This is a genomic window from Thioalkalivibrio sp. ALMg3, from assembly GCF_000381225.1.
Classification (GTDB): Bacteria; Pseudomonadota; Gammaproteobacteria; order Ectothiorhodospirales; family Ectothiorhodospiraceae; genus Thioalkalivibrio; species Thioalkalivibrio versutus.
Genome location: NZ_KB906224.1, coordinates 1 through 15,010 on the forward strand (window position 1 = coordinate 1; position 15,010 = coordinate 15,010).

14 protein-coding genes are annotated in these 15,010 nt (G+C 68.2%); 5 read left to right on the top strand and 9 right to left on the bottom strand.

Features of this window, described 5'->3' with window-relative positions:
- Positions 1–373: 373 nt before the first annotated feature.
- On the bottom strand, positions 374–1,144 hold the full coding sequence (locus F622_RS0107365; RefSeq protein ID WP_019568107.1) for a S9 family peptidase: 771 nt from the start codon (positions 1,142–1,144) through the stop codon (positions 374–376).
- Positions 1,145–1,283: 139 nt separating this feature from the next.
- Between F622_RS0107365 and F622_RS0107370 the strand changes: the two genes are divergently transcribed.
- Complete coding sequence (locus F622_RS0107370; RefSeq protein WP_018168326.1) at positions 1,284–1,484, top strand: YdcH family protein; 201 nt, start codon at positions 1,284–1,286, stop codon at positions 1,482–1,484.
- Between the two features lie 295 nt (positions 1,485–1,779).
- Here F622_RS0107370 and F622_RS0107375 read toward each other — a convergent pair whose 3' ends face one another.
- Together F622_RS0107375 and F622_RS0107380 are read right to left on the bottom strand one after the other, a co-directional pair.
- The gene (locus tag F622_RS0107375) at positions 1,780–3,075 is read right to left on the bottom strand and encodes an FCSD flavin-binding domain-containing protein (protein ID WP_018952242.1); all 1,296 of its coding nucleotides are present in this window, start codon (positions 3,073–3,075) and stop codon (positions 1,780–1,782) included.
- Positions 3,076–3,092: 17 nt separating this feature from the next.
- Complete coding sequence (locus tag F622_RS0107380; RefSeq protein ID WP_018144594.1) at positions 3,093–3,404, bottom strand: c-type cytochrome; 312 nt, start codon at positions 3,402–3,404, stop codon at positions 3,093–3,095.
- A gap of 224 nt (positions 3,405–3,628) precedes the next feature.
- Here F622_RS0107380 and F622_RS0107385 point away from each other — a divergent pair, with 224 nt between their 5' ends.
- A complete protein-coding gene (locus F622_RS0107385) occupies positions 3,629–3,937 on the top strand; it encodes a PilZ domain-containing protein (protein ID WP_077277014.1) in 309 nt (102 codons plus the stop codon).
- A 16-nt stretch (positions 3,938–3,953) separates the two neighbouring features.
- Here the strand turns inward: F622_RS0107385 and F622_RS0107390 are convergent, their stop codons facing one another.
- Both F622_RS0107390 and F622_RS0107395 read right to left on the bottom strand, forming a co-directional pair.
- Positions 3,954–4,346 (bottom strand): DUF3775 domain-containing protein, encoded by a 393-nt coding sequence (locus F622_RS0107390; RefSeq protein ID WP_018144592.1) that lies wholly within the window; start codon positions 4,344–4,346, stop codon positions 3,954–3,956.
- A complete protein-coding gene (locus F622_RS0107395; protein WP_018144591.1) occupies positions 4,347–4,658 on the bottom strand; it encodes a DUF2288 family protein in 312 nt (103 codons plus the stop codon).
- 95 nt (positions 4,659–4,753) lie between these two features.
- On the opposite strand from F622_RS0107395, the gene F622_RS0107400 reads away from it, so the two are divergent.
- The 3 genes from F622_RS0107400 to F622_RS0107410 are packed head-to-tail and all read left to right on the top strand — an operon-like array spanning position 4,754 to position 7,156.
- On the top strand, positions 4,754–5,083 hold the full coding sequence (locus tag F622_RS0107400) for a PepSY domain-containing protein (RefSeq protein ID WP_018144590.1): 330 nt from the start codon (positions 4,754–4,756) through the stop codon (positions 5,081–5,083).
- A complete protein-coding gene (locus F622_RS0107405) occupies positions 5,080–5,796 on the top strand; it encodes a response regulator transcription factor (RefSeq protein WP_019571601.1) in 717 nt (238 codons plus the stop codon). The genes F622_RS0107400 and F622_RS0107405 overlap by 4 nt, the downstream gene beginning before the upstream one ends.
- Positions 5,797–5,821: 25 nt before the next feature.
- Entirely contained in the window at positions 5,822–7,156 is a 1,335-nt protein-coding gene (locus tag F622_RS0107410) for an ATP-binding protein (RefSeq protein ID WP_018144588.1), read from the top strand.
- Positions 7,157–7,326: 170 nt separating this feature from the next.
- Here F622_RS0107410 and F622_RS0107415 read toward each other — a convergent pair whose 3' ends face one another.
- Genes F622_RS0107415 through argS form a run of 4 tightly spaced genes read right to left on the bottom strand, consistent with a single transcriptional unit; the run spans position 7,327 to position 14,913 of the window.
- On the bottom strand, positions 7,327–8,583 hold the full coding sequence (locus F622_RS0107415; RefSeq protein ID WP_018168322.1) for an FAD-dependent oxidoreductase: 1,257 nt from the start codon (positions 8,581–8,583) through the stop codon (positions 7,327–7,329).
- Between the two features lie 25 nt (positions 8,584–8,608).
- Entirely contained in the window at positions 8,609–12,553 is a 3,945-nt protein-coding gene (gene hrpA / locus F622_RS0107420) for an ATP-dependent RNA helicase HrpA (protein WP_019571602.1), read from the bottom strand.
- Between the two features lie 2 nt (positions 12,554–12,555).
- Positions 12,556–13,146, bottom strand: a complete 591-nt coding sequence (locus tag F622_RS0107425; RefSeq protein WP_019571603.1) for an SPOR domain-containing protein — start codon at positions 13,144–13,146, stop codon at positions 12,556–12,558.
- Between the two features lie 3 nt (positions 13,147–13,149).
- The gene (gene argS / locus F622_RS0107430; protein ID WP_019571604.1) at positions 13,150–14,913 is read right to left on the bottom strand and encodes an arginine--tRNA ligase; all 1,764 of its coding nucleotides are present in this window, start codon (positions 14,911–14,913) and stop codon (positions 13,150–13,152) included.
- Positions 14,914–15,010: the final 97 nt, after the last annotated feature.

Sequence of the window (15,010 nt, forward strand, 5' to 3'; positions counted from 1 at the left end):
CTTCACCTTGCCCGCTGCCAGGTCCCGGACCCACATGCAGTCGAGCTTGTTCTTGCTAACATCAATGCCAATATGAGCCATCTCGTCCTCTCGCCTTGTCCGTACAGCCTCACCCGTCCATCACGGAGGGGGGTCTTGGATACCGTTCAAACTTCGAGATGAGAAAGGACTCGGGGGCCAATCTACAGAACAGGTTCGTGACCTCAGGAGCCTGACGGGTTACCCCGAGCCCAATGCGGTTCATGGTAGCGATCCGTGAACCGCAAGACACAAGGAGCCTGCTTGCAGGCGAAGCGCCTGCCAACGCTCGATATGGGGCAGGGGCGTTCGCCTGCAAGCAGGCTCCTACGGGGGAGCTTCTGCCGTTCCGGGTCTAGTCGAGCAGATTGGCCGACCAGGCGCGGATCAGGCCGGCGACATAGCGGGTGTGTTCCGGGCGCGAGAGCAGGTGGTCGGTCTGGTGCAGGGCGACGAAGCTCTTCGGGTGGTGGGCCTGCTGGAAAATCTTGCGGGCGTGGTCGACGCTGACCACGGTGTCGCCCGGTGCATGCAGCAGCAGGAGTGGCTGTTCCAGGGTCTCCAGTGCGGCATCCAGGGTCGGCTCCTCGATCGACTCGATAAAGGCGTGGCCGATTTCCACCGGGCGCCCGCCGATGCTGATGCGGGCCGAACCCTCGCGCCGAATCTCCTCCGCGGTATCGCCGAACAGGTGGGCGACATGGCCGGGGCGGCTGGGGGCGGCGATGGTCACGATGCCGTCCAGTGACTCGCGCTGCGCCCCCACATAGATCGCCATGGCGCCGCCGAAGCTATGGCCGATCAGCAGGTTGGTATGCCGCCCCGTGTAGGTCTCCAGCGCCTCGATGGCGGAGTGCAGATCCTCGCAGTAGGTTGCAAGCGTGCTGTCGCGAAACTCCCCTTCGGAGTCGCCCAGCCCCATGAAGTCGAAGCGCAGGGTGGCGATGCCTTCCGCGGCCAGGGCGCGAGCCAGCCGCACCGTAGCGGGGAAGTCCTTGGAGCAGGCGAAACAGTGGGCAATGCAGGCCTGGCCGCGGATGGCATCCGCCTCGGGCGCGACGATCACGCCGCCGAGGCGGACGCCGCGCGGGGTCTGAATGGTCAGCGGCGTGTTGTGGGTCGCCATCGGGGGGCTCCGGATGCAGGGTATTCGCTATGGTCCCACCGGGGACGGTCTGCGATCATACGGGTTTGATGATCCGAATGGCCACGCGGGGTGTCTCCCGGTATACGGCCACCACTTCACGGGACCACTGGGGGACGGCTTGGAAACCGAGAGTCAGATTCGCGCACGCCTGGCCGAGCTGGAGGCCGAGCACCGGGCTCTGGATTCCGCGATCGGCGTGATGCACGAGCAGGCCGCACCGGACATCTTCGCCATTCAGCGCCTGAAGAAGCGCAAGCTGCAGTTGAAGGACTCTATCCAGCGCCTGCGCAGCCGCCTGATCCCCGACCTCAACGCCTGACCCGGGTGTATTCACCACGAAGCGGATGAAGGCACGGAGAAGGGGAGGGATCCGGCGGTTGTCAGGCGAGTAGGATGCGTTGAGCGTTGCGAAACGCATCCGGGGGGCGGCAGTTCCGCGGAACCGATGCGATTCGCTGTGCTCATCGGCATCCTACCCTTCCTGTATGTTTTCCCCGGTTTCATCGCTGACCTCTGTGGTGCAAATCGCCCTTCTTCGTGTACTTCGTGGTGGCCAACAAAAAACGGCGCCCGGAGGCGCCGTTTAAGTGTGTTCCATAGTGGAACGCCGGGGTTTAGCCCCAGATGTCGTGGGTGATGCCGTTGTACCAGGCGCGGGTGTATTCCGCCTCGCGGCGACGGAAGCTGGTGCTGGCACCCGACGGGCTGACCCCACCGGCACCGGATACCCCGGCCATCGCACCGTCCTGGTACTGGTAGACCGCGGCTACGCTGACCGCGTAATCGGGGGTCACCAGGCTGTAGCAGGTGTTGGCGGACGACGGGTTGATGGGCTCCTGCCCCGCCAGTTCGCGGACGATGGCGGCCGCCACGATCTTGCCCTGGTTGTTGGCCGAGTGGCCGGACTTTGGCATGGCGCCCGCCACGCTGGCATCCCCCAGGACGTAGATGTTGTCGTCCATCTCCGACTTGAAGGTCAGCTGGTCTACCGGCACCCAACCGGCGTCGTCGGTCAGTCCGACGTCATGGGCGATCTGACCGGCGTGCTGGGCCGGGATGAAGTTCAGCACGTCGGCGCGGACGCGTTCGAAGCCGCTGTCGGCCAGTACGGTCATGTTGGAGACGTCGATCTCCTCGGCGCGCCCGCCCGATGAGCCGGCCCGCCACTCGATCATGTCGCCATAATGCTCGGCCCAGCCTTCCTCGAACAGGCCCTGCTTGGAGAAGCCATCCTTCGGGTCGAGGATGATGATCTTGGAACGTGGCTTCTCCTGCTTGAAGTAGTTCGCGACCAGCGATACCCGTTCGTACGGCCCCGGCGGGCAGCGGAACGGGTTGGGCGGGGCGACCATGACGAATACGCCGCCGTTCGGCATGTCCTGCAGCTGGGAGCGCAGCAGTTCGGTCTGCGAACCGGCCTTCCAGGCATGCGGGATGCGCTCGGCATCGGACTCGGAGATGCCCGGCATATCGTCGTAGCGGAAGTCGATGCCCGGTGACATCACGAGCTTGTCGTAGCTCACGCGGTCGCCTCCGCTCAGGCGCACGCTGCGCGCATCGGCGTCCACCGCGGTGACGCGGTCCTCGATGATCTCGATGCCGTATTCATCGCGCAGGGTGTCGTAGCCCTGGGCGATGTCGTCCATGCCAGCGAAGCCGCCGATCACCCAGTTACTGCCGTAGCAGGTGTAGTAGGTGGCGTTGGGCTCGATCAGCGTTACGCGCATGTCGGGCGAGAACTGCTTGATGTATTTCGCGGTGGTCGCGCCGCCGGAGCCGCCGCCGACGACCACAATGTGGGCCTTTTCGGCCCCGCGCATGCCATTGGCGGCACAGCCGATACCGGTGAGGGCCGCGGCGCTGCTGATGCCCGCGACCTTCAGGAAATTACGTCGATTAAAGTCATGCATGATTCGTTTCCCCCTGATCAGAAGCGGCTGAAGTAGCCGGCCATCGATTCGATTTCCTCGTCGGTGTAGCCCTTGGCGTGACGATCCATGATCGTCGCGTCGCGGTCACCGTCGCGGAATGCCTTCATTTGGCTCTCGATGACTTCAGCGGGAATGCGGTTCAGTTCCGGTACGCCGTCGTCTGCAGCGGCTGCGTTGTGGCAGGCCTTGCAGGACGCGGCCATCAGCTGGCCCCGGGTGATTTCGTCGTCGGCAAGGGCCTGGGTAGCAGTGCCCGCCATCGCCAGCGAGGCGGCAAGCCCCACCAGGTACAAGTGCGATTTCTTCATTGAAACGGACTCCTCCGTAAGAAGTGGCTTTTAGCGAGCGACAGCTGTGAAGTACTGTCTTCATCCTTTGGCCCGGTGTGAAGATCCGGGTTGTGATTACGCCACCGGGTTCGAGCCCGGTAGTTGCGCCTGATCGCGAAAACCAACGATCATGAACCTCGTATAGCACAGAAAAAACGCCTTTTCGATGCATTGCAAAGGCATATGCCGCCAGGAGGAGTGCCATGACAGGAGAACGACGTCGTCATCCAAGGATCCCGATGACGGTCGAGGTCGTGGCCGAGTGCGAGAGCGGGGATACGGTCACCCTGACCACGAACGATATCTCCGGCGGGGGGGCCTTCCTCGAGTGGGAAGACCCGGAAAATGCCTGCGTGGGGCACCTGATGAAGCTCGCCTCGGACGACGAACTGATGCTGCAGGTATTCGGCATGCTGGGGGATGGCGGCGCGGCGCCGCGGGTCAAGGCCCAGGTGGTGCGGGTGATGGACGGGGGTATTGCGGTGCGCTTTGACCCCGAAGAGCTGGAATAGCCAACGGGAACGGGGGTTACGCCTCGCGCTCGATCTGTTCCAGCCCCGCGGCCCATTCGTCGGCGATCAGCGGATTGGTCAGCAGCCAGTTCACGGTGTCCGGGCTCCAGTCATCCTGCGCCTCTTGCAGGGCGCTCTCCCAGTCTGCTGCCGTGTAATCCCCGCGCCCCAGGGTGCTGAGGGCCTGCAGCTCCGCCTGTTGGTCCGGACCCAGGTCGCGCAGCGTGCCCTCCAGTTCCTGCAGGGTCAGGTCGCTGGCGTGATCAGCCAGGATCTGCATCGCCCAGTCATTGTCGCTACCCTCGCTTCCGGTATCCGGGAAGACCACATCCTCTTTGGCATGGAATTCCCGCGCGGCCTGGATTAACCGCTCCATCGTCTCGCCGGTGATGCCGAGGGAGATGGCCATCTAGTGGGCCGGCGTCCGTTCCTGGGCCAGGACCCAGGGGGCGGCCACGATCGCAGTGAAGATCGGGTCGTTCGCGGCCCAGCGGCGGGCATCGTCATCCGAGGCCCGCGCGACCTGGTCGTTGGCCAGCCATTCGCTGACCTGATGGGTCGCATCGTCGCGGATGGCGCGGGCGACCTCGATCAGATCCAGCTCCGGCGCCACGCGGATCACCACGCCGCGCGCGAAATGCGGCATCAGGTCTTTCCACGGCAGCGGGCCGGCCTGTTCTTCCAGTGGGACTTCGGGTTGTTCGGCAGTGGCGTCGTGCATGACGGTTCCAGTCGGTTTCAGATATCGTTCAGGCTAGGCCGATACCCTTGTATCTTCAACATCTGCCCACGCACGCGTCCGGAGAATGCACCGATATGCGACCCACGCCGGATCTCCAGCCCGGATACCGCGGGCGGGACCTGACGCGGCCCCGCGCGGGCCACGCACTGGTGCTGGCGACGCTGCTGTTCGTGGCGCTTCCGGCGCAAGGCCAGTTCAACACGGATGACCCCGAGGCCGCCGTCTGGGATCTCGACGAGGCCGTTGCCCAGATCGAGGCGCACTACCCGGGCCGGGTGCTCCACGCGCGCGAGGATGTGAGCCAGTTCGGGGCGCGTCTGTTCATCATCCGTATCCTGACCAATGATCAACAAGTGCGTACCCTCCGGATCGAGGAAGGCACCGAAGTGGAGCTCCCGGAATGAACCTGCGCGTGGTACTGATTGAAGACGACGTCGCGCTGCGCAACCAGATTGGCGACGAGTTGGACCGCAGTGGCTGCCGCGTGGATACCGCCTCGGACGGCGAGACCGGGCTTTACCTGCTGACCGAGTACCACTGCGACATCGCGGTGGTGGATCTGGGCCTGCCGGGCATGGATGGGCTGGACGTAATCCGCAAGGCGCGCGAGTCCAAGCCGCGCCTGCCGATCCTGATCCTGACCGCGCGCGACCGCTGGCAGGACAAGGTCGAGGGCCTGGAGGCCGGGGCCGACGACTACCTGGCCAAGCCGTTCCACATCGAGGAATTGCTGGCGCGGCTGCGCGCCCTGGCACGCCGCAGCCTGCAGTCGGGCCAGGAGCGGCTGGCGTTCGGGCCGCTGGTGATCGACACCGCGGGTGACGAGGTCTGGCTGAATGGCGAGCCGGTCACCCTGACCACATTCGAATACCGCCTGCTGATGACATTGGTCCGCCAGCCGGGCCGGGTGCTCAGCAAGGATGTGCTGGCGGACTACCTCTACGATCACGACGAGGACCGCGAAAGCAACGTGATCGAGGTCCTGATCGGGCGCCTGCGGCGCAAGCTGGATGCCGACGGCAGCCTGGGCTTGATCGAGACCCTGCGCGGACGCGGCTACCGCTTCGCCCGCGAACCCGACGCCGTGCCGGAAAACGAGTCGGACAGCCCTCGATGACCTGCCGCGAGGCTGCCGGGTCCGCATGACAGCGGCCCTGCGCAAGCTGCGTGGGAGTCTGGTCCTGCGCTTGGCGGGGGTCACGGCGATCACCGTGCTGATCTTCTCGTTGCTGACCGCCTGGGTGCTGGAGGCCGCCTTCCGCGACAATGCGGCGGATGCGGTAGAAACCCGCCTCGAGGCGCAAGTCCTGCTGCTGATGGGGCTGGCCGAGGTGGTTGGCCCGGCCGATGTGCGCGTCCCCGAGATGCTCCCCGAGAGCCGGCTGCAGTTGCCAGTCAGCGGGCTCTACGCGCGCATCCTGGGCGAGGAGGGGCAGACCCTGTGGCGCTCGCCGTCGGCGGTCGGCGTCTCCCTGCGCGGCTGGACGGAAGACGACTACTTCAGCTTCAGCCTGCCGGTGCAGTGGGAGCTGGACGGCGGTCAGGTCGGCCTGACCTTCCAGATGCTGGAGGACCGCGAGGCCTTCAGCGAACAGGTCGAGCAGTACCGCACCAGCCTCTGGCAGGGGCTGATGACCATGACCCTCTCCATGATCCTGGTCCTCTCGCTGGCGTTGTGGTTCTGGGGCTTGCGCCCGCTGCGCCAGGTCCGGCGTGACCTCGATGCCCTGCGCCACGGCGACCATGCGCATCTGGCTGGCGATTATCCCACCGAGGTCCGCGCCCTGACCGGCAGCATCAACGATCTGGTCGAGTTCGAACGCGCCCGCCTGGCGCGCCAGCAAAATGCCCTCGCGGACCTGGCTCACAGCCTGAAGACCCCGATCTCCGCCCTGCGCCTGAACCTCGAGAGCGCGCGACCGGATAATGACGACATGCAGCGCCAGGTCGACCGGCTGCAGGGCATTGTCCAGCATCAGCTCAACCAGGCCCAGCGGCTTGGGCCGGCCCCGTTCCAGGCTGCCGAGCCGCTGGGGCCGATCATCGAGCGTACCGGACAGGCATTGGGACGGCTCGCGGCCCAGGAAGGGGTGGCGCTGGAGACCGATCTGGCTGCGGGCTGCGTCCTGCGCATGGACAGCGGGGCGATCTTCGAGCTCCTCGGCAATACCCTGGACAATGCCATCCGCCATGCGACCACGCGGGTGCGCATTACCACTCGCTGCCAGCCCGGCGAGGTGATGCTGATCATCGACGATGACGGCCCCGGCATCCCGCCGGCCGATCGTGCCCGGGTGCTGGAGCGCGGGCAGCGCGCCGATACCCGCGGCGGCCAGGATGACGGCCGCGGTGAGGGTCAGGGGCTCGGTCTCAGCATCATCCACACCCTGGTGACCGACCACGGCGGGACGCTGTTCATCGAGCAGGCCCCGGAGCTCCACGGCGCGCGCATCCGCATGGTGTTTTCCGCGTCCTGAAGCCGGCGCGGGCGGGGTCGGGGGTTGCTCCATGATGCGTTTCGCGGTGCTCAACGCATCCTACGAGGATCCCTAATGGCACCCCGCCGCTTGGCATCGTGCACCGTAGGATGTGTTGAGCGTAGCGAAACGCATCGACCAGGGCGTGTCGCTCCCCAAACCGTTCGAAATCAGAGTGTCAGGCCGTCCATCGGCAACGCCGGGGGCTCGCCCAGCACGCTGTCGCGCACCAGCGCGGCCGCGCCGCAGGCGAAGGTCCAGCCGAGGTGGCCGGACCCGGTATTGAGGTAAAGGCCGGGTACCGCGGTCGCCCCGAGGATCGGGGTGCCGCGTGCGCTCATCGGACGCAGGCCGGTCCACGGGGCCATGGTCTCGGCATCCATTTGCTCGGGCAGGCTGGCCAGGGTGCGCCGGCAATGATCCAGTACGCTGGCGGCACGTTGCGGGTTCAGGCTGCCGTCGCGACCCGCGAACTCCGCGGTGCCGGCCAGGCGCAGGCGATCGCCCAGCGGGGTCATCACGACCTTGTTGGCGTCGTCGATCAGCGGCAGGTGAATCCGGGTTCCGGCGTTCATCGGCAGGGTCAGCGAGTAGCCCTTGACCGGTGCCACGGGCAGCCGGATCCCGAGTGGGCGCAGCAGATCGGGCGCGTGGTAGCCGTTGGCAACGACACAGGCATCCGCGGCGATCGGGCCTTCCGAGGTCTCCAGTGCATTGAGGCGGCCGCGGAAGGTGCGCAGGCGGCGCACCGCCACGCCCGGGCAATAGGTCAGTCCGCGGCGGCGGGCGATGGCCAGCAGGCCCGCGGTAAAGCGCGCGGCATCGCCGATGGCATCGTCGGGAAAGTAGAGCCCGCCGCACAATTGATCGCGCACGGGGGCCAGCGCCGGCTCTTCGGCGATGATGCGTTCCACGGTCCAGTCCTCGAAGCGCACGCCGGCGTCCGCCATGTCCTCGCTGGCGGTGCGATTGCGGGCCTGGCTGGTCGGGTCCTGGAATAGCTTGAGGATGCCGCTGCGGCGGAAGTCGAAGTCCAGCCCCTCGGGTGCCAGCTCGCGCTGCAGGCGGTCGATCTCCTTCAGGGAGAAGGCCGCCAGGCGCGCATTGAGCCGGGTGTGTTCCTCGAAGCGCGCGCGGCGGCTGTTGCCGAGAAAGCGCAGGCCCCAGCCGATCAGCCCCGGTATGGCGTGCGGGCGCACCAGCAGTGGCGAATCGCGGCGCCCGAGATAGCGCAGCAGGTCGAGACCCACGCCCGGGGCGTTCCAGGGTTCGGCATGGCTGGCATGCAGCATGCCGCCATTGGCGAAACTGGATCCGCTGGCCGGCGCCGCAGCGGCGTCCAGCAGCACGACCTCGGCTCCGGCCTCCTGCAGGTACCAGGCTGTGGTGACACCGATCACCCCGGCGCCGATGACCGCTACGCGCATCCGTTGGTCCTTCCGTTGTCGTGGCTCATGTGCCACTGGCCAGTCGTTGGATCAGTGTCGCGTATTCGCGTTCCAGGCGTTTGGGCGAAACCTTCTCGCGGGTGCCCAGTTCCTGGGCGAACTGCGAGACGCGGAATTCCTCGATGCGGTAGCGAAAGGCGAGGACGTCCGGGTGGTCCGGGGCGCGGGCGATCAGTTCCTGCGCCTGCTGCCACAGCGGCTCCACGGCGACGCGGCGGGCGCGGTCCTTGTCCGGGGCCTGGCTCAAGCGCTCCAGGCGCTTGTCGATCGCCTCGAGGTAGCGCGGCAGTTCCGGCAGGACATCATGCGGGATGCACAGCAGGAAGTCCGCCGGGACCAGCGCGTCCAGCTGCCCGCGGATGTCGCGCGCGGCCTCGATCCAGGATAGCGGCAGGTCGCCCTGCAGCCGGGTGCGAAGGTCGTGCCAGCGGCGCAGGATCTCGGCGGTCAGGCGCGAGAGCTCCATTACGGTGGGCGAGAACGCCGGCAGCGACTCGTCGAGTCGTTGGGCGAACGCCTCGGCGGCGCGTGGCCAGGGTTCGGCCAGGAACACGCGGTCCGCAGCGGCCTCCAGGATCTGGTCGCGCAGGGCCTCGCAGCTGCCCAGCGTCGAGTAGTTCAGGCAGGCGCGTTCGATCTCCGGGAGCTGGCGGCGCAGATCGCGCGCGGTCTTGCGGGCGCCGAGCAGGAACAGCCGGCGCAGGCCCGCGCGGTGGGCGCGTTCGGCCTTGGTCGGGTCGGGTTCCAGCTCCAGCGAGACCGAATCGCCGCGATCGACCAGGACCGGGAAGGCCCGCAGCTGTGCCCCCTGGTGGTCGAATTCGACACTCTCCGGCAGCGCACCGAAATCCCACTCCGTGATGCCCTCGCGGGTGATCTCGTCCGGACGGCTGGCATCGAAGTGGGCCTCGGCGCTCCCGCCCAGCCGTGCCTTGAGCGCGGGCAGGTCGCGGCCGCTGGTCTCTTCCTTCCCTTCCGGGTCGAGGATGCGAAAGCGCATCACCAGGTGCGGCTCCAGGGTCTCCGGGCGCCAGGCATCCAGCGGGATCTCGGTGCCGGTTATGGCGCGCAGGGCCGCGGCCAGTGCGGGAATCAATGGGCCCTGGCGGTGTTCGATGCGGGCCAGGGCGGCCTGGGCGAAGTCCGGGGCGGGCACGAACTGGCGGCGCAGGGCCTTCGGCAGGCTCCGCAGCAGGGCGGTCACGCGATCCTCCAGCAGCCCCGGCACCAGCCAGTCGCCCAGCCAGTCGGGCACCGCGTTCAGCGCGGCGATGGGGATGGTGACGGTCACGCCGTCGTCCGGTTGGCCAGGTTCGAAGCGGTAGGCCAGTGGCAGGCGCAGCCCCTCGAGCTCCAGATGGTCGGGATAGGCGCCTTCCGGGAGCGTGGCCTCTGGCTCGTTCAGGAGCTCGGCGCGGTCGATCTTCAGCGCCTCCGGATCGTGTTTTTCGGTCTTGCGCGCCCAGGTCTCGAAGCTCGTGCCGTCTGTGATCGCGGCCGGCAGACGGGCGTCGTAAAAGTCGAACAGGCGCTCCTCTTCCACCAGCAGGTCGCGGCGGCGCCCGCGCGCCTCCTGTTCGGCGATCTCGGCTACCGCCTCGCGGTTGGCGCGCACGCCGTTGGAGCGCGAGCGCAGTTCGCCGCCGACCAGGCCCTCGCGGATCAGGATACGCCGTGCCTCGGCCGGGTCGTGCTTGGCGAAGTCCACCGGTTTCCTGGGTGCCACGACCAGCCCGTACAGGGTGATGCGGTCGAAGGCCCCGACGCGCCCGCTGCGGCCCTGGAAGTGCGGCTCGAAGATGTGGTGCTTAAGCAGGTGCGGGGCGGCGGTCAGGATCCAGTCGGGCTCGATGCGCGCGTTGTCGCGGGCGTAGACACGCGTGGTCTCGGCGATCTCCGCGCTCATCACCCAGGCCGGCTTCTTCTTCGCCAGCACCGAGCCGGGGTGGATCTGGAAGCGGCGGTTGCGCGCGCCCAGGTAGCCGCCGCGCTCGGTCTTCTGCCCGACCTGACTGACCAGCCCGGTCAGCAGCGCCCGGTGCACCGCCTCGGCGTCCGCCGGTTGGTGGTTCGGGTGCAGGTCCATCTCGCGCGCCAGGCGCAGGAGTTGTACGCGCAGCTCCTGCCATTCGCGCATGCGCAGAAAGTTCAGGAAGTGCTCGCGGCACCAGCGCTTCAGGGCACTGGACCCGAGGTCCTCGCGGGCGGTGTGCCAGGCGTCCCACAGCCGCAGCATGCCCATGAAGTCGGACCCCTCGACCTGGAACTCGCGGTGGGCCTGGTCCGCCGCCTGGGTGGCCTCGGCCGGGCGCTCGCGCGGGTCCTGCAGCGACAGGGACGCGGCGATGGTGGCGGTCTCGGTGACACAGTCGTGCTCGGTGCCGGCCAGCAGCATCGCCGCGTGGCGCGGGTCGATGGGCATGCGCGCGAGCTGCCGCCCGCGCCGGGTGATCCGGCCACGCTCGTCTACCGCGCCCAATTCGTCGAGCAGGTGGTAGCCATCCTTGACCAGGCGCGGGTCGGGCGGGTCGAGGAACGGGAACTGGCGCGGCTGGCCGAGCTTGAGCGCGGCCATCTGCAGGATCACCGAGGCGAGGTTGGAGCGCTGGATCTCCGGGTCGGTGAAGGGCGGGCGCAGGTTGAAGTCGTCTTCCGCGAACAGCCGGATGCAGATGCCGGGGCCCAGCCGCCCGCAGCGCCCGGCGCGCTGGTCGCAGGCGGCCTGCGAGATGGCCTCCAGGCTTAGGCGCTGTACCCGCGAGCGCCAGGAGTAGCGCGAGATGCGCGCGAGCCCCGAGTCGATCACGAAGCGGATGCCGGGCACGGTCAGCGCGGTCTCGGCGACGTTGGTTGCGAGTACGATGCGACGGCCGCTGTGTGACTGGAATACCCGCGACTGCTCGCGTGCGGACAGGCGTGCGTAGAGCGCCAGGATCTCGGTGTCGGCGCGGACCTGGCCGCGCAGGGCCTGGTGGGCGTCGCGGATCTCGCGTTCGCCGGGCAGGAATACCAGTACGTCGCCGGGCCCGGCGCGCTCGCACTCGGCCACCGCGTCGCGGATGCCGTCGAACAGGTCGCGTTCACCACGCCCCTGTTCGTCGCCTTCGTCCCCAGTATCCTCCGGCTCGATCGGCCGGTAGCGGACCTCCACCGGATAGGTGCGTCCGGCCACCGTCAGGATCGGGGCGTCGTCGAAGAATGCCGACAGCCGGTCGGGGTCGAGGGTGGCCGAGGTGATGATGATGCGCAGCTCGGGGCGCTTGTGCGACAGGCGTTTGAGCACGCCCATCAGGAAGTCGATGTTCAGGCTGCGTTCGTGCGCCTCGTCGACGATGATGGTGTCGTAGGCGCGTAGCTCCGGGTCATGCGCCATTTCCGCCAGCAGGATGCCGTCGGTCATCAGCTTGATCCAGTTGTTCGGCCCGGTCTGGTCGGAGAAACGTACCTTGAAGCCGACCGTGGAGTCCCGGTTGCCGCCCAGGGTGGTGCCCAGTTCCTCGGCGATGCGGCTGGCCACCGAGCGCGCGGCGATCCGGCGCGGCTGGGTGTGACCGATCAGCCCGGCCTCGCCGCGCCTGGCCTCCAGGCACAGCTTGGGCAGCTGGGTGGTCTTGCCGGAGCCGGTCTCGCCGCACAGCACGAGTACCGGGTGCTCGCGGATGGCGGCGACGATGCGTTCGCGCTCGGCGTGGATCGGCAGGTCGCCGGCGTAGACGGGTTGCGGGCGCAGGCGGGCGCGCTCGTCGCTGCCTACCTGGGGGGCGGCCCCCTCGGTGGTGGCCAGGCGTTCGGCGAGGGTGCGGGCCATGCGGTCGCACGGCTGCCCGCGCCGCTGGCGCTGACGGGCCCGGCGCAGCAGGTCCGCGAGGTCCTTGCGTTCGCCGCCGGCAGGCAACGCCTCGATGCGGGCCGCGAGGGCGTCGAGATCCGGTGCGGGGGCCGGTTTCACGCTCAGCCCTGGTAGCGCAGACGCAGGGCCTCGATATTCTCCGTGCGCAGGCGCTCCAGCGCCTGGCGCACGCGGTCCTCGTCACTGAACGGGCCGAGGTAGACGCGGTACCAGGTCTCGCCCTGGATCTCGACCTCGTGCACTTTCGGGTCCAGACCGAGCAGGGTCAGTCGTGCCTTCATCTCGTCGGCCTGGGCAAAGCGGCGGAACGAGCCGGTCTGCAGGACGACCGGATCGCCTTCACTGGGCGATGCGGCCGGTGGCACAGCCGGGGCGGGCGCGTCGCGCTCGGACTCCGGCACCCGGATCTCGTCCTCGGGCAGCAGCTCGTAGTAGCGGAAGCGGGGCTCGTCGTCCGAGGGAACGGTGTCCCGCTCCACCGGTGCCGGGGTCGGGGCGGCCGTCTCGGTCGTGGGATCCGGGTCACCGAACAGCGCGCCCAGATCCGGCGAGCGGTCGGCACCCTGCAGGTACAGCACGGCGGCAAGCCCCAGGCCGATCAGCAGGCCGAGCAACATCCATACCCAGCCGGGGATCGGCCGCGAGGCCTTCCGCGGGGCGGACTTGCGACGGGTCTTGCGCGCCTGGGCCATGGTCTACATCCGTTCCGGGGCGGTCACGCCCAGCAGGCGCAGGCCGTTGTGCAGCACCTGCCTGGCGCCGGTCAGCAGCGCGAGACGCGCACCGATCACGTCGGGGTCGTCCGCGTTGAGGAAGGGTACCGCGTTGTAGTAGGTGTGGAAGCCGGCGGCCAGCTCGCGCAGGTACTGGGCGATCTGGTGCGGTTCGCAGGCCTCGGCGGCCGCCGCGATCACCTCCGGGAAACGGTCCAGGCGATCCAGCAGGTCATCCTCTTGCGGTTCGGTCAGGCGCGTGCTGAGGCCTGCGGCGTCGGCGGCGGCCGGGGCATGCCCGCGCTCGGCAGCGGTGCGCAGCACGCTGGCGATGCGCGCGTGCGCGTACTGGATGTAGTACATCGGGTTGTCGTTGGACTGCGACTTGGCGAGGTCGAGGTCGAAGTCCAGGTGCTGGTCGCAGCGGCGCTGCACGTAGAAGAAGCGCGCGGCATCCGAGCCGACCTCGTCGCGCAGTTCGCGCAGGGTCACGAACTGTCCGGCGCGGGTGGACATGGGCAGGCGCTCGCCACCGCGATAGAGGATCGCGAACTGCACCAGCAGCACGTCGAGGCGGCCGGGGTCCAGGCCCAGGGCCTGCAGCGCGGCGCGCACGCGCGGGACGTAGCCGTGGTGGTCAGCGCCCCAGATGTTGATGACACGCTCGAAGCCGCGCTGGAACTTCTCGCGGTGGTAGGCGATGTCGGAGGCGAAGTAGGTGTAGTCGCCGTTCTCGCGGCGCACCACGCGGTCCTTGTCGTCGCCGTAGTCGGTAGAGCGGAACCACAGGGCCCCGTCCTGCTCGTACAGCGCGCCGCGCCCCTGCAGGTCCTCCACCGCGGCGTCGATCGCGCCGGAGTCGGCCAGGCTGCGCTCGGAGAACCAGCACTGGTACTCGACGCCAAACTCGCGCAGGTCGTCGCGGATGTCATCGAGGATCGCGTTCAGGCCGCAGTCGAACACCTTGCGGTAGAGCGTCTCGCCCAGCAGTTCGCGGGCGCGGGCGATCACCGCGTCGATGAAGGTTTCCTTGTCGCCGCCGTCCGGTTCGTCCGCCGGAAGGTCGCGGGTGACGGCCTCGGCCGGGTGCACGCCCTGTTCGCCGATCTGCGCGGTCAGGGTCTCGGCGACCGGGTGGATGTAGTCGCCCTTGTAGCCATTGGCCGGGAACGGCACCTGGACACCGTGCTGCTCCAGGTAGCGTAGCCACACACTGGCAGCGAGGATGTTCATCTGCCGCCCGGCGTCGTTCACGTAGTACTCGCGGGTGACATCGAAGCCGCAGAAATCCAGCAGGTCGGCCACCGTGGCGCCGAAGGCCGCGCCGCGGCCATGGCCGACATGCAGCGGCCCGGTGGGATTGGCGGAGACGAATTCCACCTGCACCGGGCGTCCGCCGCCTGCGCTGGAGCGGCCGAAGTCGTCACCTTGGGTCGCGACGCGGCCCAGCACCAGCGTGCGGGCATCCGCGGCCAGGCGGAAGTTGATGAAACCGGGGCCGGCGATCTCGGTGCCGGCGAGGCCGGGCACCTCGGGCATGGCCGCACACAGGGCCTCGGCCAGATCGCGTGGCTTGGATTTCGCCGGGCGCGCGAGCTGCATCGCCAGGTTGGCGGCGAAGTCGCCGTGTTCGCGGTCGCGCGCACGCGTGACCTGCACCTCGACACCGTGGTCGGCGGGTACGCGGCCTTCGGCCACCAGGGTCTCCAGTGCGGCCGCCAGGGCCTCGGTCAGGGTGTCTTTCAAGGGAAGCTCGATCCGTCGGGTAAAAAGGGCCGCATTCTAACCCGGAAGCGCTGGTCGTGCCGCCCCGGTACGGGGCGCTCGAAGGGAACCGGGCGGC

What these genes read in the sequence shown, in the direction of transcription:
- F622_RS0107375 (WP_018952242.1), bottom strand. Translation starts at nt 3,075, where the DNA reads ATGCATGACTTTAATCGACGTAATTTCCTGAAGGTCGCGGGCATCAGC.
- F622_RS0107425 (WP_019571603.1), bottom strand. Translation starts at nt 13,146, where the DNA reads ATGGCCCAGGCGCGCAAGACCCGTCGCAAGTCCGCCCCGCGGAAGGCC.
- F622_RS0107385 (WP_077277014.1), top strand. Translation starts at nt 3,629, where the DNA reads ATGACAGGAGAACGACGTCGTCATCCAAGGATCCCGATGACGGTCGAG.
- F622_RS0107380 (WP_018144594.1), bottom strand. Translation starts at nt 3,404, where the DNA reads ATGAAGAAATCGCACTTGTACCTGGTGGGGCTTGCCGCCTCGCTGGCG.
- F622_RS0107410 (WP_018144588.1), top strand. Translation starts at nt 5,822, where the DNA reads ATGACAGCGGCCCTGCGCAAGCTGCGTGGGAGTCTGGTCCTGCGCTTG.
- F622_RS0107400 (WP_018144590.1), top strand. Translation starts at nt 4,754, where the DNA reads ATGCGACCCACGCCGGATCTCCAGCCCGGATACCGCGGGCGGGACCTG.
- F622_RS0107395 (WP_018144591.1), bottom strand. Translation starts at nt 4,658, where the DNA reads ATGCACGACGCCACTGCCGAACAACCCGAAGTCCCACTGGAAGAACAG.
- F622_RS0107365 (WP_019568107.1), bottom strand. Translation starts at nt 1,144, where the DNA reads ATGGCGACCCACAACACGCCGCTGACCATTCAGACCCCGCGCGGCGTC.
- F622_RS0107415 (WP_018168322.1), bottom strand. Translation starts at nt 8,583, where the DNA reads ATGCGCGTAGCGGTCATCGGCGCCGGGGTGATCGGTGTCACCACAGCC.
- F622_RS0107405 (WP_019571601.1), top strand. Translation starts at nt 5,080, where the DNA reads ATGAACCTGCGCGTGGTACTGATTGAAGACGACGTCGCGCTGCGCAAC.
- F622_RS0107390 (WP_018144592.1), bottom strand. Translation starts at nt 4,346, where the DNA reads ATGGCCATCTCCCTCGGCATCACCGGCGAGACGATGGAGCGGTTAATC.